The sequence below is a fragment of the Oleiharenicola sp. Vm1 genome (genome assembly GCF_047777955.1).
Taxonomy (GTDB): Bacteria; Verrucomicrobiota; Verrucomicrobiia; order Opitutales; family Opitutaceae; genus Didemnitutus.
Genome location: NZ_CP180537.1, coordinates 3,149,878 through 3,176,283, shown reverse-complemented (window position 1 = coordinate 3,176,283; position 26,406 = coordinate 3,149,878). Strand labels below are relative to the sequence as shown.

The following is a 26,406-nucleotide window of genomic DNA, read 5'->3' as shown; positions in this document are numbered from 1 at the left end:
GCTGGGGCGGGATGAAGCGCGACGTCAGCGGGGATTGCCGCTCTCGGGCTGGACCAGCGGTCCTTCGTGCCGGGGGATCTGGTCCACCGGCACGCACCAGGGCGCGCGCTCGGCCCAGTAGATGTTGGCCTGCGGCCGGAGGTCCGGGTCAGCATCCAGCGATCCGCTCGGCACGACCCAGAACTGTCCGTTGCGGCTCCGCTTCGGCACGGGCGAGCCGCAGTTCCGGCAAAAGCCCCGCGGGAATCCCGGGTTCTCCTGCGTGTCGACGAAGAGCGCGACGAGATCCTCGCCCTGCGTCCAGCGGACGGAGTCCCCGGGGAACGCCAGGTTTGCGGCATGCAGGGAGCCGCTCGATTTCTGGCAGGAGCGGCAGTGGCAATAGAGAAAGCGGAGCGGAGTCCCGGTGACCTCATAGGTCACCTGGCCGCAGAGGCAGGATCCAGAGATGGGGGTCATGGTGGGCGGGACGGACGCTAGGGCCCGGCCGTGGGCAGGCGAGCCCTCAGGTGTTGGTTGGGATCGTGCTCTTCAGTGAAAGGCTCTCCTGCGGGTGGCCCGGTGACGATGGCTGGCCAATCTCTTGGTTTTGCAGGAGGCGGCCGGTCCAGATGAACATCACCAGGGCGAAAACGTTCAGTCCCAATCCCCAGGGACGGTCCTGCAGAATCCACACGCCCATCTCGCTGCCGAAGCGCCCAAACGCCGCCAGATTTGAGCCAATGAAGCTCAGGTTCGCGGCGGCGCCCGAGCTGAGCTGATAGGCGAACACCGGCGATGATACGATGGGTATCTGAATGGCGAAGAACCAGCGCAGCAGCCTCAAGCCCTTCGCTTCATCCTCGATGAATCTGAGGCCACTGAAGATTCCGAACGCAAAGGTGGCCATCATCGCCGACACCAGCAGGTAGCCGAAAATCCGCCCATTCACTTGCGGAAAAAGCAGGAACATAAAAACGAGGCCACAATAGCCGCCGCCGACGGAAAGAAGGATGAGAAGTCGCTTGGTCCAGAGGTTCATTTTATTCGGGTAGCGTCAGCTTCCTGGAGTGGGCTCGGGTGGCTGGGCAGTCTCTTCTTCATGGTCTCGGATCCCACGCTAGATCCACGTGAATGCTCACGGACGGTGACCATAGGAAAAGCCACTTTCCCTCTTCCCTCTTCAGCGCGAACTCGGTCGGCGAACTTCGAGCTTTCGCCGCGCTACCCGCAGGGGTGACAGAGCTTTCAAAGGTAACGATTGCGAGATCTCCGGTTTCTTTCGTCGCAACGTAACGATCCTCGTAAACGAACCGACCATCGCGCGGTGGGACAATCGCCGCTAGTGCTTCGCACATTAGCGCCACGACATCGGCGTCCGAGCCAGACTTCGGAACTGCGCGCTTCTCCGCGTGGCGCTCCAGGTAGAATTGAATGAGCCGCGCGCTTCTCATGCGCAAAATCAAGTCGGGGTGCGAAAGTGGATAGAGTTTCTTCGCGTCGTGGGAAACCCAAGCACGCATGGCGGCCTCAGCGACTTCTTTCGGCTCAGCAGCGCATGCGGACGACGTGAGCGCCAGAATGAGGAGTGTTCGAGACCAGTTCATTCGTCCAACGCTTGAGGTCGGCCACGCAGGGGAGCGCTAGCGCCCCGGAGTTGGCTGTGAGGACTACTGGGCATGCTCTTCTCGCTTTGCGGTGAGCTGCGGCTCTTGTTTGCCGGCCACTTGGGCGTGAAGGAACTCACGGGTGGGTCCTCGGCCGACATACCACGCAAACCAAGCAAATCCGATCGCCGCCATCACTCCACCCGCGAAAGCATTCCAGGCAAAATCCTCCCCATTCCTCTCTTTGGCGAGCGCGGCGAACCACATCAGGATCAAACTGAATGGTATCACGATCGCGATGTATCCGCGGAATACCCACACAACCCAGCTCTTTCTTTGAAAAAGTGCGATTAGCATGAACAAGCAGGCGGCAAACTCGAACGTTGCGACGCTGCTAGTAAACGCTGAGGCAGCAGAGGCGGGAGGAAAGCTTTTCACCATTGCGATCCCGCCGGTGAGGAAGCGCAGACCTAGAATGACGTAGAGTGCGATGATTCGTCCGGGCATGGGAAATTCCTAGCAGTCTTATGCAGATTCAGTGAAAAACCTCACTGGGGGTTGGCCCGTGGGGGCGAGGCTGGGAGGCGATGAGGGGGACGGCAAGCCGACTGTGCGGCCGACGAACAGGGGCGCGGGGTGGCAAATCAATCCGTTGAGGACTGCGCGCTCGTCGCCGCCGGGACGACGGCGACCATCTGGCGGGCGAGGTAGGCGCGTGAGGCGGCGCGTCGGGGACGACTCGCCCTACCTGCGGGGAATCGAAAATCGAGAATCCTAAATCGAAAATCTCCTCATCCCATCCACGCGGCGATGGCGTCGATGATCTTGTCCTTGCTCGGGCGGTAGGCGGCTTCGAGTTCGGGGGCGAAGGGGACCGGAATATCCATCGCGGCGATGCGGAGCGGGGCGGCCTTGAGCTGGCCCCAGTGTTCCTCGGTCAGGCGGGCGACGAGCTCGGCGCCGAAGCCGTGCGTCTTGCGGCCCTCGTGGACGATGACGAGGCGACCGGTGCGCGCGACGGAGGCCTTGATCGCGTCGAGCTTGAGCGGCGAGAGCGCGCGCAGGTCGAAGAGGTCGAAGGTGGTCTCGTATTCGTCCTGAAAGTATTGGCAGGCGTCGGCGCAGTGCAGGACCATCTCGCCGTAGGTGACGATGGTGGCGAAGTCGCCGGTGCGCACGTGGCGCGGTTGCCAGACGGCGCGGTAATTCGGGTCCCACTGCACGGGGTGCTTGCCGCGGCGGTAGAGGCCCTTGTGTTCGAAAACGATGACGGGATTGTCGTCCTCGTAGGCGGCGAGGAGGGCGTTGAAGGCGTCCTGCGGGGTCGAGGGGTAGAGCGCCTTGAGGCCGGGGAAGGAGAGGAGGGCGGACTCGAGTTCCTGGGAGTGGAAAGAGCCGAAGGTGAGGCCGCCGCCGCAGGGGAAGCGGAGCACGAGCGGGACTTTCTGGCCGGCGCGGAAGTGATAGGTCGCGGCGTTGAGCACGAGCTGGGTCGTGGCGTCGGTGGCGAAGTCGGCGAACTGGAATTCCTCGATCGGGCGGTGGCCGATGCTGGCGAGGCCGATGGCGTAGCCGGTGGAGGCGGATTCGCAGAGCGGTGTGCTGAGGACGCGCGGGCGGCCGAAATCCTTGAGCAGGCCTTCGGTGACCTTGAACGCGCCGCCGTAGGTGCCGATGTCCTGGCCGAGCACGAGCGACTCGGGGCGCTCGGCGAGGATCTTGCGGAGAGCGCGGTTGATGGCCTGGGCCAGGGTCAGGGCTTCGCCCGTTGAGGGTTGAGAGTTGAGAGTTGAGAGCTCGGAGGAGTTGAGCGTTGAGGGTTGAGAGTTGAGAGAGGGAAGCCACGGCAAGGCGGGCGCTTCCGGGGCGAAGAGTTCTTCGAGCATGCCTTCCGGCGTGATGGGCGGGAGGGCCATGGCGGCCTTGATCGAGGATTCGACGAAGTCGCGGACCTGCGCGTCGATGGCGTCGAGCTGCGCGCCGAGGCCGGCGGCGGCGAGCGTGGCGCGCCAGCGCGGGAGCGGATCCTCGGCGAGGATGGCCTCGGCTTCGCCGGGCTTCATGTAGTCGCAGGTGTCGTAGGCGGCGTGGCCGCGCAGGCGGAAGGTGTGGGCCTCGACCAGGACCGGGCGCGCGGTGGTGCGGGCGCGGTCAATGGCGGCGCCGAGCGTGCGGAGGACGTGCTCGGGGTCGTGGCAGTCCAGGGCGAAGCCCTCCATGCCGTAGCCGCGGGCGCGTTCGAAGAGATTGGGCGAGACGAACTGTTCGCAGACCGGCGTGGAGTAGGCGTATTTGTTGTTCTCGATGACGAAGACGACCGGGACGCCGAGGACGGAGGCGAGGTTGAGCGACTCGTGGACGTCGCCGGTGGAGCTCGAGCCGTCGCCGAAGAAGGCGAAGCCGACGGCGGGCCGGCCGGCGCGGCGCTGGGAATCGACGGCGCCGATGACGTTCGAGAGCATGATGCCGAGATGGGAGATCATCGGCAGGCTGCGCGCGGCGGGGTCGCCGTGATGGATGTTGCCCTCGCGGGCCTTGGTGGGGCTGCCGGAGTTGGCGAAGTATTGCGCGAGGTGGTCGCCGAGGTGGCCGCTCCAGATCAGGTGGCCGCCGAAGCCGCGGTGGGAAAAGGAGACGACGTCGACGGACTTGTCGGCGAGGAGGGCGAGCGGGCAGATGAGCGACTCGTTGCCCTGGCCGCCGGTGACGGTGCCGCGGATGAGGCCCTGGCGGAAGAGGTCGAGGATGCGGTTGTCGCCGGTGCGTGCGAGCTGCATCCAGGCGTAGAGCTGGAGGAGCGAGCCGGAGCGGTCGCGTTCGAGGTCGGCGAGGCGGAGATCGCGGCGTTGGAACGGCGTGGGGGTCGCGGGGAACGTCATTGCGCTTATGACAAAAGGACGGTGCGGCGGGAGGGGCGGGCGGCGAGGAAAATTTAGGGCTCAGCCGCGTCATCAGAATGGGCGCGGGGTGGCGCACGCGGGCTAATCAGGGAGGGATGAAGGGGTGCGGGGTGGCGTTGTCCGTGGAGGCGGGGCCATCAGCCCCGCGGGATCTCGCGATCGAAGCCATGCTCCGCGGGGCTGATGGCCCCGCCTCCAGAAAATGAATGCGCGAAGGGCGGTCGGGCGCGAGCGCGACGACCGGCCTCAGAACTCGAGCGACTCGCCGGGCTTGAGGGCGCGGACGGGGTAGTTGGCGAGCGCGGCGCGGCGCGCGAAGGCGTCGCCGTCCTGGGCGATTTTCGGCCAGGTGTTGTAGTGCATCGGCACGGTCAGCTTCGGGCGCAGGTAGCCGAGCGAGAGGAGCGCGTCGTCGGGTCCCATGGTGTAGTGGTCGCCGATGGGGATCAGCGCGAGGTCGAGGCCGCTGCGGCCGATGAGCGCCAGGTCGGAGAACAGCGCGGTGTCGCCGGCGTGGTAGACCTGCTTGCCGTCGACGGAGAGGAGGAAGCCGCAGGCGACGCCGCCGTAGGGCGGCTCGGGCTCGAGCTCGATGCTGGAGGTGTGGAGCGCGGGCGTGAGCTTGAGGCGGCCGCAGGGGAGGTTGATGCCGCCGCCGGGGTTGAGGTCGATGGTCCGCGCGCCCTTTTTCGCGAAGTATTCGGCGATCTCGTAATTGGCGACGATGGTCGCGCCCGTGCGCTGGGCGATGGCGAGGGCGTCGCAGCAGTGGTCGGAGTGGCCGTGCGAGACGAGGACGTAGTCGCAGGTGATGTCGCGGGCCTTGACCGGGCTGGCGGGGTTGTCGTCGAAGAACGGATCGAAGACGAAGCGCGCCAGGCCCGTCTCGAGCAGGAAGGTGGAGTGGCCGTAGTAGGTGAGACGCATGGCGCGAGCGGGGACGGAGAGCGGAGGACTGAGGGCGGAGGGCGAAAGACGGAGGACGGCGGGCGCGCGTCACTCGGCGACGGTGCGGGAGATGGCGTCGAGCTCGGCCATGACCTGGGCGCTCATCTTGTCGAGGGTGGCGAGGGCGCCGAAGTTCTCGCGCAGCTGCTCGGGGCGGGAGGCGCCGAGGATGACGGTGCTGACGTGGGGGTTTTTCAGGCACCAGGCGATGGCGACCTGCGGGAGCGGCGCGCCGATGCGCTGGGCGATGGCGGCGAATTTCTTCACCGCCTCGATCTTGCGCTCGGAGCCGAAGCCGGTGAGGCGCTTGCGCAGCCACTCGAGGCTCTCCATGTGGAGGCGCGAGTCGGCGGGGACGCCCTCGTTGTATTTGCCGGTGAGGAGGCCGCTGGCGAGGGGCGACCAGATGGTGGTGCCGTAGCCGCGCGCCTTGCAGAGCGGCGTGAGTTCCCTCTCGAAGCGCGAGCGGTGGAAGAGATTGTATTGCGGCTGCTCGACGACGGGGGCGTGGAAGCCGAACTTGTCGCAGACGGCGAAGGCCTCGTTGATCTGCTCGGCGCTCCACTCGCTGGTGCCCCAGTAGAGGACCTTGCCCTGCGTGATGAGGTCGTGCATCGCGCGCACGGTCTCCAGCATCGGCGTCTCGGGATCGGGGCGGTGGCAGAAGAGGAGGTCGACGTGGTCGTGCTGGAGGCGGCGGAGCGAGGCCTCGCAGCCCTCGATGAGGTGCTTGCGCGAGAGGCCCATCTCGTTGGGGCCGTCGTGCTCGGCGCCGAAATAGATCTTGGTCGAGAGGACGTAGCTGCCGCGGCGCCAGCCGGATTTTTTGAGGATCTCGCCCATGACGACCTCGGCCTGGCCGTCGGCGTAGCCCTCGGCGTTGTCGAAGAAGTTCACGCCCGCGTCGTAGGCGGTGTGCATGAGGTCGCGCGCGGTGTCGGCGCCGACTTGGTTGCCGAAGGTGACCCAGGCGCCGAAGGACAGCGCGGAGACTTTGAGACCGGTCGTGCCGACCCGGCGATAGGGCATCGTCATAGGCGTCGAGTGTGCGGACGCGCGGCGATTTGTCTAATGCGGTTTCTCGCGCTGCGGGCGGAGCTGAGCGGAAGATGCAGGCGGGGCCATCAGCCCCGCGCGGCACATGCGACGAAGCCGGAAATTCACGGGGCTGATGCCTCCCGCCTCCATCGGAGGAAGAGGAGTTACGAAGCGAGAAACTCCTTCGTCGCGGCGAAGTCGCCCGGCACGAGGCCGTGGCTGGCGGCGTGCGTGCGCAGGGTGACGTCGGCGCCGGCGTGGCGCAGCTGCGCGGCGAGCCGCGTCGGGTGATCGGGCGGCACGATCGGATCGACGTTGCCGGAGGAGATCAGCACGCGCTTGCCGGCGAGCGAGGGCACGGCGGCGGGTTCGAGCACGACCATCGGGCGCAGGAGGACGGCGGCGGCGAGCGACTCCGGGCGGAGGAGCAGGAGCGAGGCGGCGATGTTGGCGCCGTTGGAGAAACCCAGCGCGGTGAGGCGCGAGGCGTCGAAACCGTAGTGCTGCGCCGCGGCGGCGATGAAGTCGGCGAGGGCGTGGGTGCGCCGCTCGACGTCGGCGAGGTCGAACACGCCCTCGGCGAAGCGGCGGAAGAAGCGCGGCGCGCCGCGTTCGAGCACATCGCCGCGCGGGCTGAGCAGCGCGGCGCCCGGCGCGAGCTGGCGGCCGACGGGGAGGAGGTCGTGTTCGTCGCCGCCGGTGCCGTGGAGCAGGAGCAGCGGGGCGGCCGCGGGATCGCGACCGGGTTCGAAGACGTGTTGGTAGGAGAGCGTGGACATGGGAGGACGGAGGCGCGGGAGGCGCGAGGCGGATGGTGCGGAAATGTAGGGCGGGGTCGCCGGACCCCGCCGCGAAGGAGATGACGAGGGCGCTGAACGGCGGGGTCGGGAGACCCCGCCCTACATTGGGACTGCGAAACGCTCCAAGGCGGGGTTCGGCGACCCCGCCCTGCAGCGGTGGACTTAGCCGAGCTTCGGCAGCGCGGCCTCGATCTCGGCGCGATGCGGCTCGAGGCGCGGCGGAAGCGAGAGCTTCTGGCCGAGCGTCTCGACCGATTCGTCGATCGCGAAGCCCGGTTGATCGGTCGCGATCTCGAAGAGCACGCCGGCCGGCTCGCGGTAGTAGATCGACTTGAAGTAGGCGCGGTCGATCACCGGGCTCACGTGCGCGCCGGCGGCGACGAGCTGTTCGTGCGCGGCGAGATGCTGCGCGTCGTCGGCGACGCGGAACGCGATGTGGTGGACCGTGCCGGCGCCGTTGAGCCCGCGCGGGAGCTTCGGATCGGTGAACAGGTCGACGTAGGTGCCCGGACCGCCGCCGGCGACGGTGTAGCGCGCGCGGTGGCCCTCCTCGGCTTGCAGGCGATAGCCCATGAGCTGGGTGAGCAGCGTGGCGGTTGGCCGCGCATCGGTCAGGGCGAGCGTGCTGCTGTGGAAGCCGCGGATGCCGTGCGCAGCCGGGACGTCCTTCGCGGGCGCGGGCGCGCGCGAGTCGACCTCGGCGGTGGCGACGAGTTCGAGGCGCATGCCGTCGGGATCGGCGAAGGCGAGCACCTGGTCGCCGAAGCGTGAGGTGACCGGCTCGGTCGGGACCTGCAGGTCGGCGAGACGCTTCTGCCAGTAGGCGAGGGAGCCCGCCGGGATGGAGAAGGCCGTTGCGTAGGCCTGGCCGGTGCCCGGACGACCGCGCCGCAGGCCCTGCCACGGGAAGAACGTCAGCGCCGTGCCCGGAGAGCCGACGTTGTCGCCGTAGTAGAGGTGGTAGGTGCCGGGATCGTCCTGATTGACCGACTTCTTGACGAAACGCAGCCCGAGGACGCGGGTGTAGAAGTCCAGATTGGTCTTCGGATCAGCGGCGATGGCGGTGATGTGATGGAGGCCGAGTAGGTTCATTGTGGTTTGATGTTAAAGTATTGGGGAAAACAAAAATCAGGCCGGCGGCAGACCGATCTTTTTGCACAGGCGGCCGAGGTCGAGGAGCTCGGTGGAGGAGAGGCGGTTCATTTCGCGGGAGACGTTGGCGACGACCTTGGGGAAGAGCTCGGCGATGAACTTTTCGCCCTTGGCGGTGAGCTTCACGACCACGAAGCGGCGGTCGGCCGGGTCGCGTTCGCGGGCGACGAGGCCGGCTTTCTCGAGATTGTCGACCACGAGGGTCAGGTTGCCGCCGGAGCGGAGGAGCTTTTCGGCCAGTTCACCCTGGCAGAGGGGGCCGATGTGGTAGATCGCCTCGAGGACCCCGAACTGGGTGACCGTGAGGCCCTCGGGCAGCACGGCATGCACGCGGGCGGAGACGGACTCGGCAGCGCGCTGAAGCTTGATGAAGGCGTTCAGGGCGTTGATCTCCTCGATTGTGCCGCGGTGGCGTGTTCCCATGGCACAGAAGACTGCAGGTTAATGTTTCGATGTCAAACTAAATGTTGCAGGCGCAACTAACCAGTGACGTTCGGTCCAAGCTGCAGAAAGGGCGGGGTTCGGCGACCCCGCCCGGCACGATGCTCGCCCTTGGCGGGCAGTTCGAGTGACGCTAACCTGCTCCGCTCAGGCGTCGATCTTGGCGATGCGGGCGAGGTGGCGGCCGCCTTCGAAGGCGGTGTCGAGCCAGACGCGGACGATCTTGAGCGCTTCCTCGTCGGTGATGGTGCGCTGGCCAAGGGAGAGGACGTTGCCGTCGTTGTGGGAGCGGTTCCAGACGGCGACTTGCTCGTTCCAGCAGAGGCCGCAGCGGATGCCCTTCACGCGGTTGGCGGTGATCGCTTCGCCGTTGCCGGAGCCGCCGAGCACGATGCCGCGCTCGAACTCGCCGCGGGCGACGGCCTCGGCGACGGGGCGGATGAAGTCCGGATAGTCGCACGGCGCATCGGAATAGGTGCCGTAGTCGCGGACGACATGTCCCTCCGCGAGCAGCATGGCCTTGATCTTCTCCTTGTAGGCGAAGCCGGCGTGGTCGGAGCCGATGGCGATCGAGAATTTTTTCATGGGAAAGGTGGTCCGCGGTGAACGCGGGGAGTTTGCGGGTGTCGTTATTCCGGCCACTCTTTTCGCCAGCAAACAAAATCCCGCCATGAAAACCCGCGTCTTATGGTTGATGATTCCCCTCGTGTGCCTGGCCGGCTGTGCGTCGACGCCCGGGGAGCGTGTCGCGCAAAACCAGGCGGCGTTCGCCCAGTTCCCGCCGGACGTGCAGCAGAACGTGCGCGCGGGCCGCATCGACATCGGCTATACGGAGCCGATGGTGCTGATCGCGCTCGGAGAGCCCGCGCGGCGCTTCACGCGGGTCGACCAGGGCGGCAGCACGGACGTGTGGGTTTATCGGCGGAACGCACCGCGCTTCAGTTTCGGCTTCGGCATCGGCAGCTACGGCCGGCACTCGGCGACCAGCGTGGGCGTGAGCACTGAGACCGGCGGCTACCGCGACGACGAGGCGCTGCGGGTGGAATTCCAGCAGGGTCGCGTGACGCGGATCGATTTCCGGAAGGGGTGAGGAGGGCGCGGCGAGCAGGGTAGGTCCGGCTTCAGCCGGACTGAACCGGCGCCCGCGCGGCAGTCGACGCGGGGAACGAGAATCCAACTGGACCGGCTGAAGCCGGTCCTGCTCACGCGTCCAGCGTGCGGAGGAAGGCCGCGGTGTCGGCGAAGTCCGCGAACACGGCCGTCGGCGCGTGCGCGGCGAGTTCCGCGACGGAGAACATGCCGGTGGCGACGCCGATGGTGCGCGCGCCGATGACCTTGCCGCACTCGATGTCGTGCGGCGTGTCGCCGATGACGAAAGTGCGGTCGGCGGCGAAATCGATCGCGTGGCGCTCCCGGGCGCGGCGCAGCGCATGCGGGCCGAGGTCGTTGCGCAGCGCGCTGTCGTCGCCGAAGGCGCCGAACTCGAAGTAGTGCCAGACGCGATAGTGCTCGAGCTTGATGCGCGCGCCGCGCTCGACGTTGCCGGTGAGGAGCGCCTGCACGACGTCGTCGCGACGGTGCAGCGTCTCGAGCAGCTCGATGATGCCGGGCAGCACGCGACCTTCGCGCGTGGAGATTTCAGCGTGGAGGAGCTGCAGGTAGCCCTCGAGGATGGCGTGGATGCTCTCCGGGGTCGGCTCGATGCCGTGCTCCTCCAGCATGCGACGGATGATCCAGCGATCGGTGCGGCCGGCGACCTCGACCTTGGTCATGTCCGGCTCGCGGCCGTGCAGCTGCACGAACGCCCGCACGAGCGCGATGATGCCCGCGCGGTTGGTGCGGATGAGCGTGCCGTCGATGTCCCAGAGGATGAGTTTCTTCATCGGAGGGCAGAGGAGACCACGAAACCCGCGAAAGACACGAAAAGAAAACGCGGCGCGGGGGGCGACAGAGTGCGGAAACGCGGACGGGCACAGATGCGCTCGGACGTCGCGCGTTGCCTCACGGGGAGCGGGCGAGGCCTGTTGGCGGAGCCGCCACCGACCGGGGCGCCGCGCCGCCTACTCGTTTTCCGGCGGGGCAGGCGATGCGTCGCGGCGGAGCGCGATGAAGGCGCAGCCGGCGAGGATGAGCACGGCGCCGAGGATTTCGTGGAGCGAGAAATGTTCGTGGAAGAAGGCCGCGCCGCCGAGCGAGACGCCGAGCGGCACGAGCATCTGGATGAGCGAACCCTCGGCCGCGGGGAGGTCGCGGAACGCGCGGGTCATCGTGAGCTGGCCGGCGCCGGCGCAGAGGCTGGCGACGAGCAGCACGCCCCAAGCGAGGGGTGTCAGCGGCTCGAACGTGATGATGGCCGGCCCGGTGCAGAGCAGCAGGCCGTAGGTGCATTGCGCGGCGAAGATGGTCGAGGTGTGCTCGGTGTCGTGCAGCTGGCGGATGGTGACGACCACGTGCGCCGACATCAGGGCCGCGAGCACCGCGAGGGCGTCGTAGACGCCGGGCGGTCGGGCCGAGGAGAAGACGTTCGTGAGCAGCGCGAGCCCGACCAGCGCCGCGGCGCCGCCGGTGAGAATCGCGGGGCGGAGACGCTCCTTCAGCCACCAGGCGGCGAGGAAGGCGGCCCAGATCACGTAAGTGTTGCCGATGAAGATCGCGCGTCCCGCGCCGAGCTTCACGACCGTGAGGTAGGTGAGGTAGACGCCGGCGCCGCCGACCACGCCGCGGTCGATGAGCTTGCGGTTGCGCCAGAGGTGCGTCGGCTGGAACTCGCGCCGGTAGACCACGACGATCATCGCGAGCCCGACGACGAAGCGGGCGACAGCGATGAGCCAGACGTTGGCGGAGCCGAGCGCGCCCAGCGCGCGCACCAGCAGGACGTTCGCCACGAAGAACGCGGCGGACGCGAGCATGATGAACAGGGCGCGGCGATGGCGGGCGGCCGAGGTGGACATGGCGGGAGACAAGAACGCCGCGCGGAGGGTCGCGGCGGCAATGCTGGAGCGGGACTAGAACGCAACGATAAGCGCGGGTGCTAGGACGCAAAACGCCGAGGCGAGTGCTCGACGGAAGGAGCATGCGAGCGAGGCGCGAGCGATGTAGGGCGGGGTCTCCTGACCCCGCCGCGAACCTCGCATCAGGTCGCGGAAAAGGCGGGGTCGGGAGACCCCGCCCTACATTGGGACGGCGAAACGTTGCAAGGCGGGGTTCGGCGGCCCCGCCCGACATTGTCACATCGCCATGTGCCGGGCCGGCGGGAAGCCGGCGCTCCTTCACATTGCGTGGATGGCGCTCTTGCTGACCGCGAGAGCGGCTTCCTTGACCGCTTCGCTCATCGTCGGGTGGCCGTGGATGGTGCGGCCGAGGTCCTCGGCGCTGCCGCCGTATTCCATGTGCGCGACGATCTCGCTGATGAGCTCGCCGGCGCCGTGGCCGAGGATCTGCGCGCCGAGGATCTTGTCGGTCTTGGCGTCGGCGATAATCTTCACGAAGCCGTCCGTCGCGTCGGCGGCGATGGCGCGGCCGTTGGCGGCGAAGTTGAACTTGCCGACGTTGATCGCGAGGCCGCGCTTCTTCGCGTCGTCCTCGCCGAGGCCGACGGAGGCGACCTCGGGGTTCGTGTAGACGATGCCGGGGACGAGGTCCCAGTTGATGTGGCCGGCCTTGCCGGCGATCCACTCGGCGACGGCGACGCCGTCCTCCTCGGCCTTGTGCGCGAGCATCGGGCCGGCGACGACGTCGCCGATCGCCCAGATGTGGGCGACGTTGGTGCGGAGATGGGCGTCGACCTTGACGCGCTTCTTCTCGTCGAGTTCGACGCCGGCCTGGTCGAGGCCGAGGCCGTCGGTGAACGGGCGGCGGCCAACGGCGACGAGCACCTTGTCGGCGGGGAACTCGAGCTTCGTGCCGTCGCGCTCGGCGGTGAGCACGCCCTTGGCGTAGCCGGTGACCTTGGCGCCGACCTCGATCTTGAGGCCCTGCTTCTGCATCAGGCGCGTGAACTGGCGGACGATATCGTCGTCGAAGGTGGCGATGATCTTCGGCAGGAACTCGACCACGGTGACTTCGGCGCCGAGGCGGGCCCAGACGGAGCCGAGCTCGACGCCGATGACGCCGCCGCCGACCACGACGAGTTTCTTCGGGACCTCGGTGAATGCGATGGCGTGGTCGCTGGAGACGACGGTCTGACCGTCGAACTTCATGAACGGCAGCTCGACCGGCGCGGAGCCGGTGGCGATGACGAAGTGTTTCGCGGTGAGCTTCGTGGTCTCCTTTTCGCCCTTCACTTCGACTTCGGTCGGCGAGGTGAACGACGCAGTGCCGGTGACGACGGTGACCTTGCGGCCCTTGGCGAGCATCGCGACGCCGCCGGTGAGCTTGGTCACGACGGCGTCCTTCTTCTTCATCAGCTGCGCGAGGTCGACCTCGACGCTGCCGAACTTGATGCCGGACTCGGCGGCGTGGTTCTTCGCCCAGGCGACGTGCTCGGTGGCATGGAGGAGCGCCTTGCTGGGAATGCAGCCGACGTTGAGGCAGGTGCCGCCGAGGGCGGTGCGCTTGTCGACGAGCGCGACCTTGAGGCCGAGCTGCGCGGCGCGGAACGCGCACACGTAGCCGCCGGGGCCGGCGCCGATGACGATGAGATCGAAGGAGGACATGGGAGAGGAGCTGGGAGTCTAGAGCTTAGAGCTGAGAGAGGCAGCTGAGGTGCGGAGTTTCGGGTCTCTAGACTCTTAGCTCTCGGCTCTCAGCTGCTGGGCGCGATCACGCGCCCAGCACGAGGCGGGCGGGATCTTCGAGGGCGTTCTTCACCGCCACGAGGAAGGTGACCGATTCCTTGCCGTCGACGAGGCGGTGATCGTAGCTCAGCGCGAGATACATCATCGGGCGGATGACGACCTGGCCGTTCAACGCGATCGGGCGCTCCTTGATGGCGTGCATGCCGAGGATGGCGCTCTGCGGGGCGTTGATGATCGGAGTGGCGAGGAGCGAGCCGAAGATGCCGCCGTTGGTGATCGTGAAGACGCCGCCCTCGAGGTCGGCGAGCGTGATCTTGCCGTCGCGGGCGCGCTTGGCGGCGTCGGCGATGTCCTTCTCGATCTCGGCCATCGACTTCTTGTCGCAGTCGCGGATGACCGGGACCATGAGGCCCTTGTCGGTCGAGACGGCGACGCCGATGTCGTAGTAGTGATTCTGGATGATGTGGTCGCCGTCGATCTGGGCGTTGATGCCGGGGACTTCCTTGAGGGCGTTGACCACGGCCTTTACGAAGAAGGACATGAAGCCGAGCTTCACGCCGTGCTTCTTCACGAAGTCGTCCTGGTATTTCGCGCGCAGGCCCATGACCGCGGACATGTCGGCCTCGTTGAAGGTCGTGAGCATGGCGGCGTTGTGCTGCGCGGCGACGAGGCGGTTGGCGATCGTCTGGCGGAGCTTGGTCATCTTCACGCGCGTCTGCTTTTCGCCGCGGCTGACCGGAGCGGCCGGAGCAGCCGGAGCCGGAGCGGCGGCGGGCTTCGGGGCGGGGGCGGCCGGGGCGGCGGGAGCGGTGCTCTCCGCGGCGGCGAGCATGTCGCCCTTGGTGACGCGGCCGGCCTTGCCGGTGCCGGCGACGCTGGCGGGATCGATGCCGGTCTCGGCGGCGAGGCGGCGGACGGCGGGCGACTGCGCGTCGGACTTCGCCGCGGCGGGAGCGCCTTCCTTCGCCAAGGCTACGGAGGGTGACGCTGCAGCCGCAGCGTCACCGGTGACGGAGGTGTCGATCGTGGCGACGACGGCGCCGATCTTCACTTCGGTGCCGGCGGCGACCGCGAGGGAGATCTTGCCGGCGGCTTCGGCCGTGCCTTCGGAGGTGATCTTGTCCGTCTCGAGTTCGAAGAGGACCTGGTCCTTCTTCACGACGTCGCCGTGGGCGACGTGCCACTTGGCGAGGATGCCGGACGAGATGGATTCACCCATCGGGGGAATTTTGACTTCGATGGACATGGTAGGAGAAGTAGCGAGTAGTGAGTAACGGGTAGCGAGTAGGTTTGGCGAGCGCGGGCGAGCCGCGCCCCTCCAGATCAGAGGGTGAAGGCGTCCTTGAGGAACGAGGCGAGTTGCGTGCGGTGTTTCGCGAGCATGCCGACGGCGGGCGAGGCGGCGGCCGGGCGGCCGGCGTAGGCGGGCTTGCGGCCGAAGGCGGCTTCGAGCTGCGGGGCGATCCAGCGGGCAGCGCCCATGTTCTCGGGCTCCTCCTGGCACCAGACGAGTTTCGCGCTGGCGTATTTCTTCGCGAGCTCGGCGAGGCGCTTCGCGTGGAGCGGGTAGAGCTGTTCGACGCGGACGATGGCGGTGTTGGCGGCGTTGTTCTTCGCGCGGTAGTCGACGAGGTCGTAGTAGACCTTGCCGGAGCAGAGGATCACGCGGTCGGCCTTGGCGGCGGTGTCGTCGATGATTTCCTCGAACGCGCCCGAGGTGAAGTCGGCGAGCTGCGAGACGGCGGCCGGGTGGCGCAGGAGCGACTTCGGCGACATGACGATGAGCGGCTTGAGGAAGTCGCGGCGCATCTGGCGGCGCAGGAGGTGGAAGAACTGCGCGGGCGTGGTGCAGTTGGCGACCTGGATGTTGTCCTCGGCGCAGGCCTGAAGGAAGCGCTCGAGGCGCGCGCTGGAGTGCTCGGGGCCCTGGCCCTCGTAGCCGTGGGGGAGGAGGAGCACGATGCCGCTGTTGCGCTGCCACTTCGATTCGCCGGAGACGAGGAACTGGTCGATGACGACCTGCGCGCCGTTGGCGAAGTCGCCGAACTGCGCTTCCCAGAGGCAGAGCATCTCCGGGTAGTCGAGCGAGTAGCCGTAGTCGAAGCCGAGCACGGCGTTTTCGGAGAGGAGCGAGTTGTAGACGCAGAAGCGCGCCTGTTTCGGATCGAGGTTCTTGAGCGGCGAGTATTTCGTGCCGCTCTCGATGTCGCTCCACACGGCGTGGCGGTGGCTGAACGTGCCGCGCTCGCAGTCCTGGCCGCTGAGGCGGACGGGCGTGCCTTCGAGCATCAGCGTGCCGAACGCGAGCGCCTCGCCCATGCCCCAGTCGAACGGGCCGCCGTTCTTGTGGGCCTCGGCGCGGGCGTCGACGAAGCGCTTGATCTTCGGGTGAATCTTGAAGCCTTCCGGGATGCGCGTGAGTCCGGCGAAGACTTGGTCGAGCAGCTTGGCGCTGACCTTGGTCTCGACCTTGGCGAACGAGTAGCTCGGCTGGAATTCCGCGGTGGAGCCCTTGAACACGGCGTTCGGGTCCTCCTTGCGCTTGGCGGTGCGGGCCGCTTCGCGGGCCTTGGCCTTCTCGAGGTGCTCCTCGAGGGCGGCGGTGTATTCGGCCTTGATCTTGTCGCCCTCGGCGAGCGTCACGGAGCCCTCGTCGACGAGCTGCTTGGTGTAGATCGCGGAGACGAGCGGGTGCGCGGCGATGGTCTGGTAGAGCTTGGGCTGGGTGAAGGACGGCTCGTCGGTCTCGTTGTGGCCATGCTTGCGGTAGCAATACATGTCGACGAACACGTCGCGCTTCCACTTGGCGCGGAATTCGAGCGCGAGCTGGGCGACCATGCAGACCGCCTGGGGGTCGTCGCCGTTCACGTGGAAGATCGGCGCCTCGATCATCTTCGCGACGTCGGTGCAGTATTTCGTCGAGCGCGAGTCGTGCGGGTCGGTGGTGAAGCCGATCTGGTTGTTGATGACGAAGTGCAGCGTGCCGCCGGTGGTGTAGCCGGGCAGCTGGGAGAAGTTGAGCGTCTCCGCGACGATGCCCTGGCCGGCGACGGCGGCGTCGCCGTGGATGAGCAGCGGCATGACGCTGATGCGCGACTCCATGTCGTTGCGGATGCGCTGGCGGGCGCGGGCCTTGCCCTCGACGACGGGGTTGACGATCTCGAGGTGCGAGGGGTTGGGCGCGAGGCGGACCTCGACCTTCTTGCCGGAGGTGGTGGTGAGGATGGCCTCGTAGCCGAGGTGATACTTCACGTCGCCGTCGCCCGCCACGGTGTCGGGGATGTAGTTTTCGGAGAACTTCTCGAAGAGCTCGTCGAAGGACTTGCGCAGCGTGGAGCAGAGGACGTTGAGGCGGCCGCGGTGGGCCATGCCCATGACGATCTCCTTCACCCCGAGCTCGGGGCAGGCGTCGATGACCGCGTCGAGCGCGGCGATGATCGTCTCGCCGCCCTCGAGGGAGAAGCGTTTCTGGCCGACGTATTTCGTGTGGAGGAATTTCTCGAACAGCTCCGCCTTGTGGACGCGACGGAGGATGCGGACCTTCTGCGGCTTGGTGAACGTCGGTTTGAGCTTCGTCGGCTCGATGCGGTCCTGCAGCCAGCGGCGGACCTCGGTGTCCTGGATATGGACGTATTCGACGCCGATCTTGCCGCAGTAGGTTTCGCGCAGCGCCGCGAGGATGTCGCGCAGCTTCATCTGGCCGCCGCCGAGGTAGTGGCCCGCCTCAAAGGTCCGGTCGAGGTCCGACTCGTCGAGGCCGAACGCCGCCAGCGCCAGGCGCGGGGAGGGCTTGGGCGCGCCGGCGAGCGGGTTGATGTCGGCGTCGATGTGGCCGATGGCGCGGTAGTGATAGATCAGGCTGTCGACCTGCGACTGCTTGGGGATGCAGCTCTCGGAGCCGGTCGCGGCCGAGGGCGCGGCGCCGCCCGCGAGGGAGCGGCCGTCGGCGCCCAGCGTGAAGCCTTGGAAGAAGGCGCGCCACGAGGCGTCGACGGACTCGGGGTTTTCGAGCCAGCGCTGATACTGTTCCTCGACGACGGCGACGTTCGCGCGTTCGGAGAAATTGACGGGATTCATGGGTCGGAAGAGGGGAGCCCGGCCGCGCCGGCCAGAGGGGCCGATCCAGCCGAGGGAGGGCCAACGGAACACCGGCGGCGGTGCGATTCAACCGTTTAGGCGCCGGAACGCCGAGGAAAAATCGGCTTTTATGCGCCGGGGCTTGCTCATAACGAAAACTTAAACACGCTCCGCCGCCGCGATGGTCGCTCAAGAAATCAAAAGTGCGCTCGAAACCTTCGATTCCGCAGTGAAAAACGCGGATGGAGCGGGGATTTCGACCGCCCTGACGCGATTAGAGCAACTCCTCGCCGCGCACCGCGGGGAACTGCACCCGCAGCTGGTGCATTTCCTCGAAGGCCGTAGCTATGCCAAGGCGCTGCTCTGGCTGGGCGGCGAGAGCGGTTTTGCCAAGCCGGCGAGTCCGCCCGGAGGTTGCGGCGGCGGCGGACACCGGCACTGAGAGCGTTTTCCATGAGCAACGGCGGCAAAGTTCCCACGGACGGCGGTCAATCTCTCGGGCAGAATCCGTTCGGCGCGCTGAGCGGGGCAGGCTTGCCGAGCGCGCCGCAAACGGCGTCGGGTGCCGCGAGCCAAGGGCGGTTGGGGGCAACCGCCCCGACCGGTGCCAAGCCGGCGGCGCCGGCGAAGAACCGCGGGCGCGTCGACATCAAGCGCACGACCGCCGGCCGCGGCGGCAAGACGGTGACGCTCGTGACCGGCTTCGTCGGCATCGGCCTGCCGGAGAAGGAATCGCTCTGCAAAAAGATGCGCTCCGCCTGCGGCTGCGGCGGCACGGTGAAGGACGGCGACATCGAGATCCAAGGCGACCAGCGCGAGAAGATCGCGGCGATCCTCACCGAGGCGGGCTTCCGCGCGGTGTTCGCGGGCGGGTGATTACGGCCGCGCACTCGATGCTCTGCCCGCGCTGCGAGCAGGATTATCCGATTAGGATGCGGGTTGTTCGCACGGCGGAATCGGTGGTTGTCTGTCCGGAGTGCGAGGCCTTGTGGCGAAGCGGTGCAACGATCGATGCCGAAGCCTGCCTACACATGCAGACATACCTGCAGACACTTGGTCTGAGGGGCGAGTGGAGCGATTTGGTCGGAGAGATTTCCTGACTAGGCGGCCAGGCCCGCGGCCAGCGCCAGCGCGCTTTTCGCGCGGTTCATGATGTAGAGGTGATAGCCGGGAGCGCCGTTGGCGAGGAGGCCGCGGATTTGTGTGAACGCCCAGTCGAGGCCGATGATCTCGACGACGTCGGGATTCTCCGCCGCGGCCTCGAGGCGCGTGACGAGTTTCGCGGGCAGGTGGGCGCCGCACATCTCGGTGAAGCGCTTGATCTGCTTCAGCGACAGCACGGGCATGATGCCGGGGATGATCGGGACGTTGATGTCGCGCTCGCGGCACTGTTCGACGAAGCGGTAATAGAGCGCGTTGTCGAAGAACAGCTGCGTGGTGATGAAATCGGCGCCGGCGTCGACTTTGCGCTTCAGGTTGTCGAGGTCCGCGCCGAGCGTCGGGGCCTGTGGGTGCTTTTCCGGGTAGCCGGCGACGCCGAGGCAGAAGTCGGGATGACGCGCCTTGAGCAGTGCGACGAGTTCGGCGGCGTAGCGCAGGCCGTCGGCGGCCGGCTGGAACCCCGGGTCCTTCGGAAGATCGCCGCGCAGCGTCATGATATTGCGGAAACCGTCGGCGTGGAGCCGGTCGGCGATGTCGTTCAGCTCCGCGCGCGAGTGGCCGACGCAGGTGAGGTGGGGCATGACCGTGAAGCCGAAATCCTTTTTCAGCAGCGCGGCGGCGCGGGCGGTGCGCTCGCGGGTGGTGCCGCCGGCGCCGTAGGTGATCGACACGAAGTCCGGCGCGATCCGCTGCAGGGCGCTGGCGGAATTGTGCAGCATCTCCATCTGCGCCTCGTCCTTCGGCGGGAAGAATTCGAGCGAACGCACCGTTTTGCGACGGGCGAAGAGTTCGGAGATGGGACGGTCGATGGACATCGTGCATCAATGCATCCGGATTTGAGGATGCGTGTCGAGAGCGGAACGCGTCACCAGGCCGGAACGGGGCGGGTTTGACGGTTCACCGGGACGGCGCGGGTCTATCCGGCGGCCGGCACTCCGGCGTTGCGTTCCTTCTCGGTCTGGAGGCGGAGCTGGCCGCAGGCGGCGGCGATGTCGTGGCCCTTTTCGCGGCGCAGCGTGACGGAGACGTCGGCGGCGCGCAGGATGTCGGCGAAGCGCTCCTGGCGCGTGAGCGACGGGCGTTTCCACGGCAGGCCGACCACGGTGTTGTAGGGGATGAGGTTCACGTGCGCGTGGAGGTCGCGCGCGATGTCGCGGAGCTTCTCGGCCTGTTCGAGCGAGTCGTTGATCTCCTCGATGAGGATGAACTCGAGCGTGACCATGCGGCCGTGCTTCTCGGAGAACGCCTTCACCGCCGGCAGGAGCTCGGCGAGCGGGTAGCGCTTGTTCACCGGCATGATCTGCTCGCGGACGGCGTCGGTGGCGCCGTGGAGGGAAATCGCGAGGCGGATGCCGAGGGGCTCGTCGGCGAGCTGGAGGATTTTCGGGACGAGGCCGGAGGTGGAGAGGGTGATGCGGCGGGCGCCGAAGCCGAGGCCCCATTCGGCGTTCACGATGGTCAGGGCGCGGACGATGGCGTCGTAGTTGTGCAGCGGCTCGCCCATGCCCATGACGACGATGTTGTCGAACGACGCCAGCTCGGCGCGGGCGCGGGGCGTGTGGGCGTCCTCCTGGCGGCAGACCTGGATGAGCTGGTGGACGATCTCGCCGGCGGTGAGGTTGCGTTTCAGGCCCTCGAGGCCGGAGGCGCAGAACTTGCAGCCCATGGCGCAGCCGACCTGGGTGGAGATGCAGATCGTCTTGCGCGATTTGTCGACGCCGACCCCGGTCATGGGCGCGCGGATGATGACGGTCTCGATCAGGGACTTGTCGCGGAGCTCGAGCAGGAGCTTGTCGGTTTCGTCGCCGGACTGGCGGTCGAGGACGAAGGCGGTCGGCGCGAGGTCGTAGGTGGCGTCGAGCCAGGCGCGGAGGTCCTTCGGGAGGTTGGTCATCTCGTCCCAGGTGCGGACGCGCTTCTTGTAGAGCCAGTCGAGGATCTGGCGCGCGCGAAAGGCCGGCTGGCCGGCCGCGGTGAGGGCGGCGGTGAGCGAGGCGAGGGTTTCGCCGTAGAGGGCGGGTTTGGCGGGGACGAAAGCCAAGTGGAGAGTGGAGAGCTGAGAGGTGAGAGCGGCCAGGTCGGCCGAACGGCCGGGGAACTGTGACCTTGTGGTTGAACTCTCAACGCTCAACCCTCAACTCTCAACTCGCCTCTGATGAAACTCCTGCACCGCCATATCTTCGCCAACGTCGCGGCGACGTGCCTGGCGGCCGTGGGCCTGTTCACCTTCGTCCTGCTGCTGGGCAATGCGCTGAAGGACCTGCTCGGCTACGTGCTGTCGGGGCAGCTCGAGCTTGAGACCTTCCTCCGGCTGATCGGGCTGCTGGTGCCGATCGTGGTGTCGTATGCGCTGCCCGGCGGCATCCTCACCGGCGTGCTGCTGGTGCTCGGCCGGATGTCGTCCGACCGCGAGATCACCGCGATCCGCGCCTCCGGCGTGAGCGTGGCCGGCATCTCGGCGCCGATCTTCTTCTTCGCCCTGCTGGGCGTCGCGGCCAGCCTGGCGGTGAACTTCTATTTCATGCCCACGGCGCGCGTGGCCTACCAGCAGGAGCTGGATCAGGCGGTGCGGCAGAACCCCCTGAGCTTCATCGTGCCCAAGACCTTCATCCGCGACTTCCGCGGCATCGTGCTCTACGTGGGCGACAAGAAGGGCGACAACACGCTCAAGGATTTCTGGCTCTGGGAAGTCGATCCGCAGGGGCGCGTGCGGCGCTTCGCCCGCGCCGACGAGGGCCACCTGACCTACGACGAGAAGGCCAACAATCTCGTGCTCGTCGTCCAGCGCGCGCAGGTGGAGGTGCGCGACGAGAAGGACCCGGAGAATTTCGCCGCGATCAGCGGCGCGCCCGCGATGGAGCGGGCGACGTTCTACCTGCCGCTCGATCGCGTGACCGGCGTGCGCACCACCAAGCCGAAGCCGCGCTGGCTGACTTGGTCGCAGCTGCTCGCGGAGTGGGAGCGGCTCGGCCGGCCCGACCCGGCGGTGCCGGCGGCCGAGCGCGAGCGCCAGCGGATGAAGGTGCAGATCGCGTTCCACGAGAAGTGCTCCACCGCCTTCTCGGTGCTGTCGTTCGCGCTGCTGGCGATTCCGCTCGGCATCAAGGTCTCGCGCAAGGAAACCACGGCCAACCTCGGCGTCGCCGTCGCGCTGGCGATGGCCTACTACTTCGCGACCGTCGTGTTCGGCTGGTTCGACAACAAGCCGGCGTTCCGCCCCGACCTCCTCATGTGGCTGCCCAACCTCGGCTTCCAAACCCTCGGAATCTGGATGTTCCGCAAGGTCGACCGGGCCTGACTTCCGCGCCGTGCGCCAGGTGAAAAACGTAACTGCCGGGCTGGGGGATGCGTCTCCATCGACGTGCTCCTCCCGCTCTCATGCTCCTCATGGCTGACGAAACGTTCGACCTGGCCGGTTGCCTCGAACGCGTCCGCGCGCGCGACCAAGCGGCGGCGCGGGCGCTGGTCGAACACCTCTATCCGCTGGTTATCCGCATCGTCCGTTCCCACCTGCCGCGCCGGGTGGCCGAAGAGGACCTCGCGCAGGACATCTTCCTGAAAATGTTCACCCGCCTCGCACAGTATCAGGGCAACGTGCCGTTCACCCACTGGGTGTCGCGCATCGCCGTGACCACGTGCATCGACCAGCTCCGCGCGCAGAAGCGCCGCCCGGAGTTCCGGTGGGCGGACCTCTCCGAGAACGAGGCCGAGGTGCTCGACAACGTCCTGAGCGACCACACCGCCGAGGCCCCCAGCGATGCGATGGCGGCCCGCGAGCTCGTCACCCGGCTCCTCGGCCAGCTCGCGCCCGCCGACCGCACCGTGATCCAGATGCTCGACCTCGAGCAGAAGTCGGTCGCCGAGATCTCCGCGCTCACCGGCTGGGGCCAGTCGATGATCAAGGTCCGCGCCTTCCGCGCGCGTCGGAAGTTGCAGAAACTCTTTCAAGAACTCAGAAACCAGGAGAAGTCATGAACCCGCATTACCAGCAATGGCTGCGCCTCGCCGCCGCCGCGCGCCAGGCTCCCGGCGATCGTGACGCGCAGGCGCCGTATGGCTTTGCCACGCGCGTGGCCGCGCTCGGCCTCGCGGCCCCCGCCGCCATCCTCCCGCGCGCCGTGCTCGAGAAGTTCGCGCTGCGCGGCCTCTTCGCCGCCTGCGCCCTCAGCGTGGTCGCCGCGGCGTTCGGCTACTCGGCGTTCCAGACCGAGCAGGAGACCGAAGCCATCGCCGGCGACACCGTCACCGAAGTCCTCGCGCAGTCATGACCGACAAGCCCTGGAAACTCGTCCTGCTGCTGACCGGCATCTTCCTCGCGGGCGCGGTGGCCGGGGGCTTCGTGACGCTCGAGGTCGGCAAGAGCATGCTCCGGAAGCGCCTCGCGCCCGACAACTGGGGCCCGGCCCGCCTGAAGATGCTCGAGAAGCACCTCGACCTCACGTCCGACCAGATCGAGCGCCTGAAGCCGATCGTGCGCCGCGACGTCGACGAGCTGAACCGCCTGCGCCAGCAGGGCTTCCAGGAAACCCGCCGCATCCTCGAGCGGATGGAAAAGGACATCGCCGAGGTGCTGACGCCCGAGCAGCGCGCGAAATTTGAGAAGCTCAACGCCGAGATGCGCGAACGCGCCCGGCGCCTGATGGAGCAGCGGCGCAACGAAAAGGGCGAGCGCCGCGCCCCGCCGCCCCCGCCCGAGGGCGAGGGGCACCCGCGTCCCCCGCCGGACGGCAAGGCCCCGCCCGCCGATCCGGGCAAGGAGTAGCCGGTTGCGCCCGTCCCCGTGACGGGCGCGATTGTTTTCCGACCCGGAGATTTATTGGTTGCGCGACGGGTCGTGCGACCTACGGTCCGCCTTGGCCAGGTGCCATGCATGGGCAGGCGCGTGAACCCCGCCAGGACCGGAAGGTAGCAACGGTGACGACGTTCTCCCAGTGCCGTGGAGTGCCTGGCCACTTTTATTTTTGGGCGCGGGGATTTTGGCCCGACGGCGCGAGGCCTACACGACGACAACCGCGTTGCGCAGGGTTCCGAAACGCTCGAGCGAGATCGCCACCTCGTCGCCCGCCGCCAGGGTGAACGCATCCGGCGGCACGATGCCGGTGCCGGTGAGCAGCACGGCGCCGTGCGCGAAGGTCTGGCTCCGCCCGAGCCAGCCGGCGAGCTCGGCGAAGCTGCGCTTCAGCTGGCCGAGCGACGTCTCGCCGGCGAACACGCCCGCGCCGGCCCGCGTGATCTCGAGCCGGATCCGGCGCCGGCGCAGCTCTTCCTCGCTCACATCGAGCGCGATGAACGGCCCGAGTGCGCACGAGCGGTCGTAGACCTTGGCCTGGGGCAGGTAGAGCGTGTTTTCGCCCTCGATGTCGCGCGAACTCATGTCGTTGCCCAGCGTGCAGCCGACCACCGCGCCGCGCGAGTTGAGCACCAGCGCGAGCTCCGGCTCGGGCACGTTCCAGCGGGCGTCCCGGCGGATGCCGACCGCGTCGCCGGAGGCCACGACCCGTTCCGCCACGGCCTTGAAGAACAGCTCCGGCCGCTCGGCCGCGTAGACGCGATCGTAGGCCGAGGCGCTGAAGTCGGATTCCTCCATGCGCGCGGCCTTGCTGCGGAGATAGGTGACGCCCGCGGCCCAGACTTCCTGCCGCTCGACCGGCGCGAGCCAGCGCACGGAGCCGGCCGGGAGGCGCGGCGGGTTTCGGTCGAGGGCGCCGCGCACGGTCGCGCTCGGATCGTGGGCGTCGAGGACGGTTTGCAGCGAGGCGAGGCCGGCGGCGGAGAGATCCGCGACCGCGGACTCGTCCGCGACGAGACAGCCGATGCGGACGGTGCCGGAGCCGGAGGTGAAGCGGCCGATTTTCATGGGGTGGGGTGGACGGAGGCGATGCAGGGCGCGGTTTTCAGGCGGGGAAACCAATCTGTTGCCGCCACATTAGAGCGTGAGGAAGCCGTTTGACGCGAGCGCGCACGGCCGCGGTTTTTTGCTTTTCTCTCAACTCCCGGCGCTCAACTCTCAGCTTTCCGATGTCCGGCGCCTACCAAGTCATCGCCCGCAAGTGGCGGCCCCAAACCTTCGACGATGTCGTCGGCCAGGAGCACGTCGTCCGGACGCTGCGCAACGCCATCGCCCGGCAGCGCATCGCGCACGCCTACCTGTTCGTCGGCCCGCGCGGCACGGGCAAGACCAGCACCGCGCGCATTTTCGCCAAGGCCCTCAACGTCACCAACGGCCCGAAGGCCGATTTCGACCCCGAGGACCCGATCGCCAAGTCCATCGCCGAGGGCTCCTGCCTCGACGTGATCGAGATCGACGGTGCGTCCAACAACGGCGTCGAGCAGGTCCGCGAGTTGCGCGACACCGTCCGCTACGCACCGGCGCAGGGGAAGTTCAAGGTCTACATCATCGACGAGGTGCACATGCTCTCGGCCGCGGCGTTCAACGCGCTGCTGAAGACCCTCGAGGAGCCGCCGGAGCACGTGAAGTTCATCTTCGCCACGACCGACGTCCAGAAGGTCCTCCCGACGATCATCTCGCGCTGCCAGCGCTTCGACCTGAAGCCGATCCCGACCGAACTGATCGTGCAGCGCCTCAAGAAAATCGCCGGCGCGGAGAAGATCAAGGTCAGCGACGAGGCACTGCACAGCATCGCCCGCATGGCCGACGGCGGCATGCGCGACGCGCAGTCGATCTTCGACCAGATGATCTCGTTCTGCGGCACGGAAATCGGCGAGGCCGACGTGCTCGACGTCTACGGCCTGGTCTCCGCGGCGACGATCGCCGACCTCGCCGGGGCGCTGGCCGCGGGCGACCACAAGAAGATTGTCCGCATCGTCGACGAGTGCGACGAGAACGGCCGCGATCTCTACCGCATGCTGGTGGACCTGCAGGCGCACTTGCGCACGGCGCTGCTCGACGCGATCGCCAAGGGCGGCACGAGCGAGACGCTCGGCACGCCGATGTCCACCGAGCAGCTCACCCGCCTGCTCGACGCGCTCCGCGAAGGCGAGGGCGGCGTGAAGCACGGCCTGTCCGAGAAGATCAATTTCGAGGTCGCGCTGCTCAAGGCCGTCGAGGCCAGCCGCGCGCGCGCCATCGACAGCCTGATCAAGGAAATCGCCACTCTCGCCGAGAGCCTGCCGGACGACCCGGTAAAAAAACGACTGAGGCCGTGGGCTAGCGGCGCCGGCGCGGCGGAACGCCCTGCGCCGCGGACGGAGAGCGCGGGTGGGGAGGAGGACGCGCCCGCCAGCAGCGTCCTGACCGAGAACCCCGGCGCCCCCGTCGACGAGGGCGCCCCGGTCGGTCCCAGCGAGGGCGAGGAGGCGTCGTTCCTGGCCGAGCAACGCGAGCAAGGGCCCGTTTCGCCCCCGGCCGCGGCCCGCGCCACGGCGCCCGAGCCCGACGACAAGTCGCCGCTCCCCCGCTCGACGACCTGGTCCAGCGCGTGCCGCCGGGTGTCCGCCAGCTGATGGACGAGCTGTTCCGGGCGAATTTCGTCACGGTGAAGCGCGTGCCGAAGTCGGCGCTGAAGAGCTGACGCCCGCAGGGCGCGGAGCCCTCCGGCCGGCCCCC

27 protein-coding genes and 1 other RNA gene are annotated in these 26,406 nt (G+C 67.7%); 9 read left to right on the top strand and 19 right to left on the bottom strand.

Annotation, left to right across the window (positions count from 1 at the left end):
* Positions 1-24 precede the first annotated feature (24 nt).
* The 11 genes from ACMYLB_RS15325 to rpiB all read right to left on the bottom strand — a co-directional run bounded on the left by ACMYLB_RS15325 (position 25) and on the right by rpiB (position 9,450).
* Positions 25-459, bottom strand: a complete 435-nt coding sequence (locus ACMYLB_RS15325) for a GFA family protein (protein WP_415907840.1) — start codon at positions 457-459, stop codon at positions 25-27.
* A gap of 46 nt (positions 460-505) precedes the next feature.
* Positions 506-1,021: a hypothetical protein gene (locus ACMYLB_RS15320; RefSeq protein WP_415907839.1), complete on the bottom strand. Its 516-nt coding sequence runs from the start codon at positions 1,019-1,021 to the stop codon at positions 506-508.
* A 58-nt stretch (positions 1,022-1,079) separates the two neighbouring features.
* Complete coding sequence (locus ACMYLB_RS15315; protein WP_415907838.1) at positions 1,080-1,586, bottom strand: hypothetical protein; 507 nt, start codon at positions 1,584-1,586, stop codon at positions 1,080-1,082.
* A gap of 63 nt (positions 1,587-1,649) precedes the next feature.
* Positions 1,650-2,093, bottom strand: coding sequence for a hypothetical protein (locus ACMYLB_RS15310; RefSeq protein ID WP_415907837.1), 444 nt, complete (start codon positions 2,091-2,093; stop codon positions 1,650-1,652).
* 284 nt (positions 2,094-2,377) lie between these two features.
* Positions 2,378-4,465 (bottom strand): thiamine pyrophosphate-dependent enzyme, encoded by a 2,088-nt coding sequence (locus tag ACMYLB_RS15305; protein ID WP_415907836.1) that lies wholly within the window; start codon positions 4,463-4,465, stop codon positions 2,378-2,380.
* Positions 4,466-4,732: 267 nt separating this feature from the next.
* Positions 4,733-5,413 carry a metal-dependent hydrolase gene (locus tag ACMYLB_RS15300; RefSeq protein ID WP_415907835.1) on the bottom strand — a complete coding sequence of 227 codons (681 nt, stop codon included), beginning with the start codon at positions 5,411-5,413 and terminating at the stop codon, positions 4,733-4,735.
* A gap of 69 nt (positions 5,414-5,482) precedes the next feature.
* Positions 5,483-6,463: a potassium channel beta subunit family protein gene (locus tag ACMYLB_RS15295; protein WP_415911096.1), complete on the bottom strand. Its 981-nt coding sequence runs from the start codon at positions 6,461-6,463 to the stop codon at positions 5,483-5,485.
* A 173-nt stretch (positions 6,464-6,636) separates the two neighbouring features.
* On the bottom strand, positions 6,637-7,251 hold the full coding sequence (locus ACMYLB_RS15290) for an alpha/beta hydrolase (RefSeq protein ID WP_415907834.1): 615 nt from the start codon (positions 7,249-7,251) through the stop codon (positions 6,637-6,639).
* Positions 7,252-7,434: 183 nt separating this feature from the next.
* Positions 7,435-8,364: a ring-cleaving dioxygenase gene (locus ACMYLB_RS15285; protein WP_415907833.1), complete on the bottom strand. Its 930-nt coding sequence runs from the start codon at positions 8,362-8,364 to the stop codon at positions 7,435-7,437.
* Between the two features lie 36 nt (positions 8,365-8,400).
* Positions 8,401-8,847: a MarR family winged helix-turn-helix transcriptional regulator gene (locus ACMYLB_RS15280; RefSeq protein ID WP_415907832.1), complete on the bottom strand. Its 447-nt coding sequence runs from the start codon at positions 8,845-8,847 to the stop codon at positions 8,401-8,403.
* Between the two features lie 165 nt (positions 8,848-9,012).
* Positions 9,013-9,450, bottom strand: a complete 438-nt coding sequence (gene rpiB, locus ACMYLB_RS15275; protein WP_415907831.1) for a ribose 5-phosphate isomerase B — start codon at positions 9,448-9,450, stop codon at positions 9,013-9,015.
* A gap of 85 nt (positions 9,451-9,535) precedes the next feature.
* Between rpiB and ACMYLB_RS15270 the strand changes: the two genes are divergently transcribed.
* Positions 9,536-9,955, top strand: a complete 420-nt coding sequence (locus tag ACMYLB_RS15270) for a hypothetical protein (RefSeq protein WP_415907830.1) — start codon at positions 9,536-9,538, stop codon at positions 9,953-9,955.
* 112 nt (positions 9,956-10,067) lie between these two features.
* On the opposite strand, the gene ACMYLB_RS15265 is transcribed toward ACMYLB_RS15270, so the two are convergent.
* The 5 genes from ACMYLB_RS15265 to ACMYLB_RS15245 all read right to left on the bottom strand — a co-directional run bounded on the left by ACMYLB_RS15265 (position 10,068) and on the right by ACMYLB_RS15245 (position 17,678).
* Entirely contained in the window at positions 10,068-10,748 is a 681-nt protein-coding gene (locus tag ACMYLB_RS15265; RefSeq protein WP_415907829.1) for an HAD family hydrolase, read from the bottom strand.
* Positions 10,749-10,925: 177 nt separating this feature from the next.
* Positions 10,926-11,816 (bottom strand): DMT family transporter, encoded by an 891-nt coding sequence (locus ACMYLB_RS15260; protein ID WP_415907828.1) that lies wholly within the window; start codon positions 11,814-11,816, stop codon positions 10,926-10,928.
* 318 nt (positions 11,817-12,134) lie between these two features.
* Positions 12,135-13,520 carry a dihydrolipoyl dehydrogenase gene (gene lpdA, locus ACMYLB_RS15255; RefSeq protein WP_415907827.1) on the bottom strand — a complete coding sequence of 462 codons (1,386 nt, stop codon included), beginning with the start codon at positions 13,518-13,520 and terminating at the stop codon, positions 12,135-12,137.
* Positions 13,521-13,626: 106 nt separating this feature from the next.
* Positions 13,627-14,847 (bottom strand): 2-oxoglutarate dehydrogenase complex dihydrolipoyllysine-residue succinyltransferase, encoded by a 1,221-nt coding sequence (gene odhB, locus ACMYLB_RS15250; protein WP_415907826.1) that lies wholly within the window; start codon positions 14,845-14,847, stop codon positions 13,627-13,629.
* A gap of 77 nt (positions 14,848-14,924) precedes the next feature.
* A complete protein-coding gene (locus ACMYLB_RS15245; protein ID WP_415907825.1) occupies positions 14,925-17,678 on the bottom strand; it encodes a 2-oxoglutarate dehydrogenase E1 component in 2,754 nt (917 codons plus the stop codon).
* A gap of 181 nt (positions 17,679-17,859) precedes the next feature.
* Here ACMYLB_RS15245 and ACMYLB_RS15240 point away from each other — a divergent pair, with 181 nt between their 5' ends.
* Both ACMYLB_RS15240 and ACMYLB_RS15235 read left to right on the top strand, forming a co-directional pair.
* The gene (locus ACMYLB_RS15240; protein WP_415907824.1) at positions 17,860-18,120 is read left to right on the top strand and encodes a hypothetical protein; all 261 of its coding nucleotides are present in this window, start codon (positions 17,860-17,862) and stop codon (positions 18,118-18,120) included.
* Positions 18,121-18,131: 11 nt separating this feature from the next.
* Positions 18,132-18,554, top strand: a complete 423-nt coding sequence (locus tag ACMYLB_RS15235) for a translation initiation factor (RefSeq protein ID WP_415907823.1) — start codon at positions 18,132-18,134, stop codon at positions 18,552-18,554.
* 224 nt (positions 18,555-18,778) lie between these two features.
* Here the strand turns inward: ACMYLB_RS15235 and metF are convergent, their stop codons facing one another.
* Positions 18,779-19,654 carry a methylenetetrahydrofolate reductase [NAD(P)H] gene (gene metF / locus ACMYLB_RS15230; protein WP_415907822.1) on the bottom strand — a complete coding sequence of 292 codons (876 nt, stop codon included), beginning with the start codon at positions 19,652-19,654 and terminating at the stop codon, positions 18,779-18,781.
* Between the two features lie 101 nt (positions 19,655-19,755).
* Entirely contained in the window at positions 19,756-20,880 is a 1,125-nt protein-coding gene (gene rlmN, locus ACMYLB_RS15225) for a 23S rRNA (adenine(2503)-C(2))-methyltransferase RlmN (RefSeq protein WP_415907821.1), read from the bottom strand.
* 114 nt (positions 20,881-20,994) lie between these two features.
* On the opposite strand from rlmN, the gene ACMYLB_RS15220 reads away from it, so the two are divergent.
* The 5 genes from ACMYLB_RS15220 to ffs all read left to right on the top strand — a co-directional run bounded on the left by ACMYLB_RS15220 (position 20,995) and on the right by ffs (position 23,793).
* A complete protein-coding gene (locus ACMYLB_RS15220; RefSeq protein ID WP_415907820.1) occupies positions 20,995-22,137 on the top strand; it encodes an LptF/LptG family permease in 1,143 nt (380 codons plus the stop codon).
* 89 nt (positions 22,138-22,226) lie between these two features.
* Entirely contained in the window at positions 22,227-22,814 is a 588-nt protein-coding gene (locus tag ACMYLB_RS15215; RefSeq protein ID WP_415907819.1) for an RNA polymerase sigma factor, read from the top strand.
* Positions 22,811-23,107: a hypothetical protein gene (locus ACMYLB_RS15210; protein ID WP_415907818.1), complete on the top strand. Its 297-nt coding sequence runs from the start codon at positions 22,811-22,813 to the stop codon at positions 23,105-23,107. The genes ACMYLB_RS15215 and ACMYLB_RS15210 overlap by 4 nt, the downstream gene beginning before the upstream one ends.
* Positions 23,104-23,601 (top strand): hypothetical protein, encoded by a 498-nt coding sequence (locus ACMYLB_RS15205; RefSeq protein WP_415907817.1) that lies wholly within the window; start codon positions 23,104-23,106, stop codon positions 23,599-23,601. Before ACMYLB_RS15210 ends, ACMYLB_RS15205 begins: the two co-directional genes overlap by 4 nt.
* Positions 23,602-23,694: 93 nt before the next feature.
* Positions 23,695-23,793, top strand: an RNA gene (gene ffs / locus ACMYLB_RS15200) — signal recognition particle sRNA small type.
* Positions 23,794-23,835: 42 nt separating this feature from the next.
* On the opposite strand, the gene ACMYLB_RS15195 is transcribed toward ffs, so the two are convergent.
* Complete coding sequence (locus ACMYLB_RS15195) at positions 23,836-24,696, bottom strand: fumarylacetoacetate hydrolase family protein (protein ID WP_415907816.1); 861 nt, start codon at positions 24,694-24,696, stop codon at positions 23,836-23,838.
* A gap of 161 nt (positions 24,697-24,857) precedes the next feature.
* Here ACMYLB_RS15195 and dnaX point away from each other — a divergent pair, with 161 nt between their 5' ends.
* On the top strand, positions 24,858-26,303 hold the full coding sequence (gene dnaX, locus ACMYLB_RS15190; RefSeq protein ID WP_415907815.1) for a DNA polymerase III subunit gamma/tau: 1,446 nt from the start codon (positions 24,858-24,860) through the stop codon (positions 26,301-26,303).
* The last annotated feature ends 103 nt before the right edge of the window (positions 26,304-26,406 follow it).

Excerpts from the sequence above, each read along its gene's own strand:
- ACMYLB_RS15325 (WP_415907840.1), bottom strand. The coding sequence starts at position 459 with ATGACCCCCATCTCTGGATCCTGCCTCTGCGGCCAGGTGACCTATGAG.
- ACMYLB_RS15320 (WP_415907839.1), bottom strand. The coding sequence starts at position 1,021 with ATGAACCTCTGGACCAAGCGACTTCTCATCCTTCTTTCCGTCGGCGGC.
- ACMYLB_RS15315 (WP_415907838.1), bottom strand. The coding sequence starts at position 1,586 with ATGAACTGGTCTCGAACACTCCTCATTCTGGCGCTCACGTCGTCCGCA.
- ACMYLB_RS15310 (WP_415907837.1), bottom strand. The coding sequence starts at position 2,093 with ATGCCCGGACGAATCATCGCACTCTACGTCATTCTAGGTCTGCGCTTC.
- ACMYLB_RS15305 (WP_415907836.1), bottom strand. The coding sequence starts at position 4,465 with ATGACGTTCCCCGCGACCCCCACGCCGTTCCAACGCCGCGATCTCCGC.
- ACMYLB_RS15300 (WP_415907835.1), bottom strand. The coding sequence starts at position 5,413 with ATGCGTCTCACCTACTACGGCCACTCCACCTTCCTGCTCGAGACGGGC.
- ACMYLB_RS15295 (WP_415911096.1), bottom strand. The coding sequence starts at position 6,463 with ATGCCCTATCGCCGGGTCGGCACGACCGGTCTCAAAGTCTCCGCGCTG.
- ACMYLB_RS15290 (WP_415907834.1), bottom strand. The coding sequence starts at position 7,251 with ATGTCCACGCTCTCCTACCAACACGTCTTCGAACCCGGTCGCGATCCC.
- ACMYLB_RS15285 (WP_415907833.1), bottom strand. The coding sequence starts at position 8,364 with ATGAACCTACTCGGCCTCCATCACATCACCGCCATCGCCGCTGATCCG.
- ACMYLB_RS15280 (WP_415907832.1), bottom strand. The coding sequence starts at position 8,847 with ATGGGAACACGCCACCGCGGCACAATCGAGGAGATCAACGCCCTGAAC.
- rpiB (WP_415907831.1), bottom strand. The coding sequence starts at position 9,450 with ATGAAAAAATTCTCGATCGCCATCGGCTCCGACCACGCCGGCTTCGCC.
- ACMYLB_RS15270 (WP_415907830.1), top strand. The coding sequence starts at position 9,536 with ATGAAAACCCGCGTCTTATGGTTGATGATTCCCCTCGTGTGCCTGGCC.
- ACMYLB_RS15265 (WP_415907829.1), bottom strand. The coding sequence starts at position 10,748 with ATGAAGAAACTCATCCTCTGGGACATCGACGGCACGCTCATCCGCACC.
- ACMYLB_RS15260 (WP_415907828.1), bottom strand. The coding sequence starts at position 11,816 with ATGTCCACCTCGGCCGCCCGCCATCGCCGCGCCCTGTTCATCATGCTC.
- lpdA (WP_415907827.1), bottom strand. The coding sequence starts at position 13,520 with ATGTCCTCCTTCGATCTCATCGTCATCGGCGCCGGCCCCGGCGGCTAC.
- odhB (WP_415907826.1), bottom strand. The coding sequence starts at position 14,847 with ATGTCCATCGAAGTCAAAATTCCCCCGATGGGTGAATCCATCTCGTCC.
- ACMYLB_RS15245 (WP_415907825.1), bottom strand. The coding sequence starts at position 17,678 with ATGAATCCCGTCAATTTCTCCGAACGCGCGAACGTCGCCGTCGTCGAG.
- ACMYLB_RS15240 (WP_415907824.1), top strand. The coding sequence starts at position 17,860 with ATGGTCGCTCAAGAAATCAAAAGTGCGCTCGAAACCTTCGATTCCGCA.
- ACMYLB_RS15235 (WP_415907823.1), top strand. The coding sequence starts at position 18,132 with ATGAGCAACGGCGGCAAAGTTCCCACGGACGGCGGTCAATCTCTCGGG.
- metF (WP_415907822.1), bottom strand. The coding sequence starts at position 19,654 with ATGTCCATCGACCGTCCCATCTCCGAACTCTTCGCCCGTCGCAAAACG.
- ACMYLB_RS15220 (WP_415907820.1), top strand. The coding sequence starts at position 20,995 with ATGAAACTCCTGCACCGCCATATCTTCGCCAACGTCGCGGCGACGTGC.
- ACMYLB_RS15215 (WP_415907819.1), top strand. The coding sequence starts at position 22,227 with ATGGCTGACGAAACGTTCGACCTGGCCGGTTGCCTCGAACGCGTCCGC.
- ACMYLB_RS15210 (WP_415907818.1), top strand. The coding sequence starts at position 22,811 with ATGAACCCGCATTACCAGCAATGGCTGCGCCTCGCCGCCGCCGCGCGC.
- ACMYLB_RS15205 (WP_415907817.1), top strand. The coding sequence starts at position 23,104 with ATGACCGACAAGCCCTGGAAACTCGTCCTGCTGCTGACCGGCATCTTC.
- ACMYLB_RS15195 (WP_415907816.1), bottom strand. The coding sequence starts at position 24,696 with ATGAAAATCGGCCGCTTCACCTCCGGCTCCGGCACCGTCCGCATCGGC.
- dnaX (WP_415907815.1), top strand. The coding sequence starts at position 24,858 with ATGTCCGGCGCCTACCAAGTCATCGCCCGCAAGTGGCGGCCCCAAACC.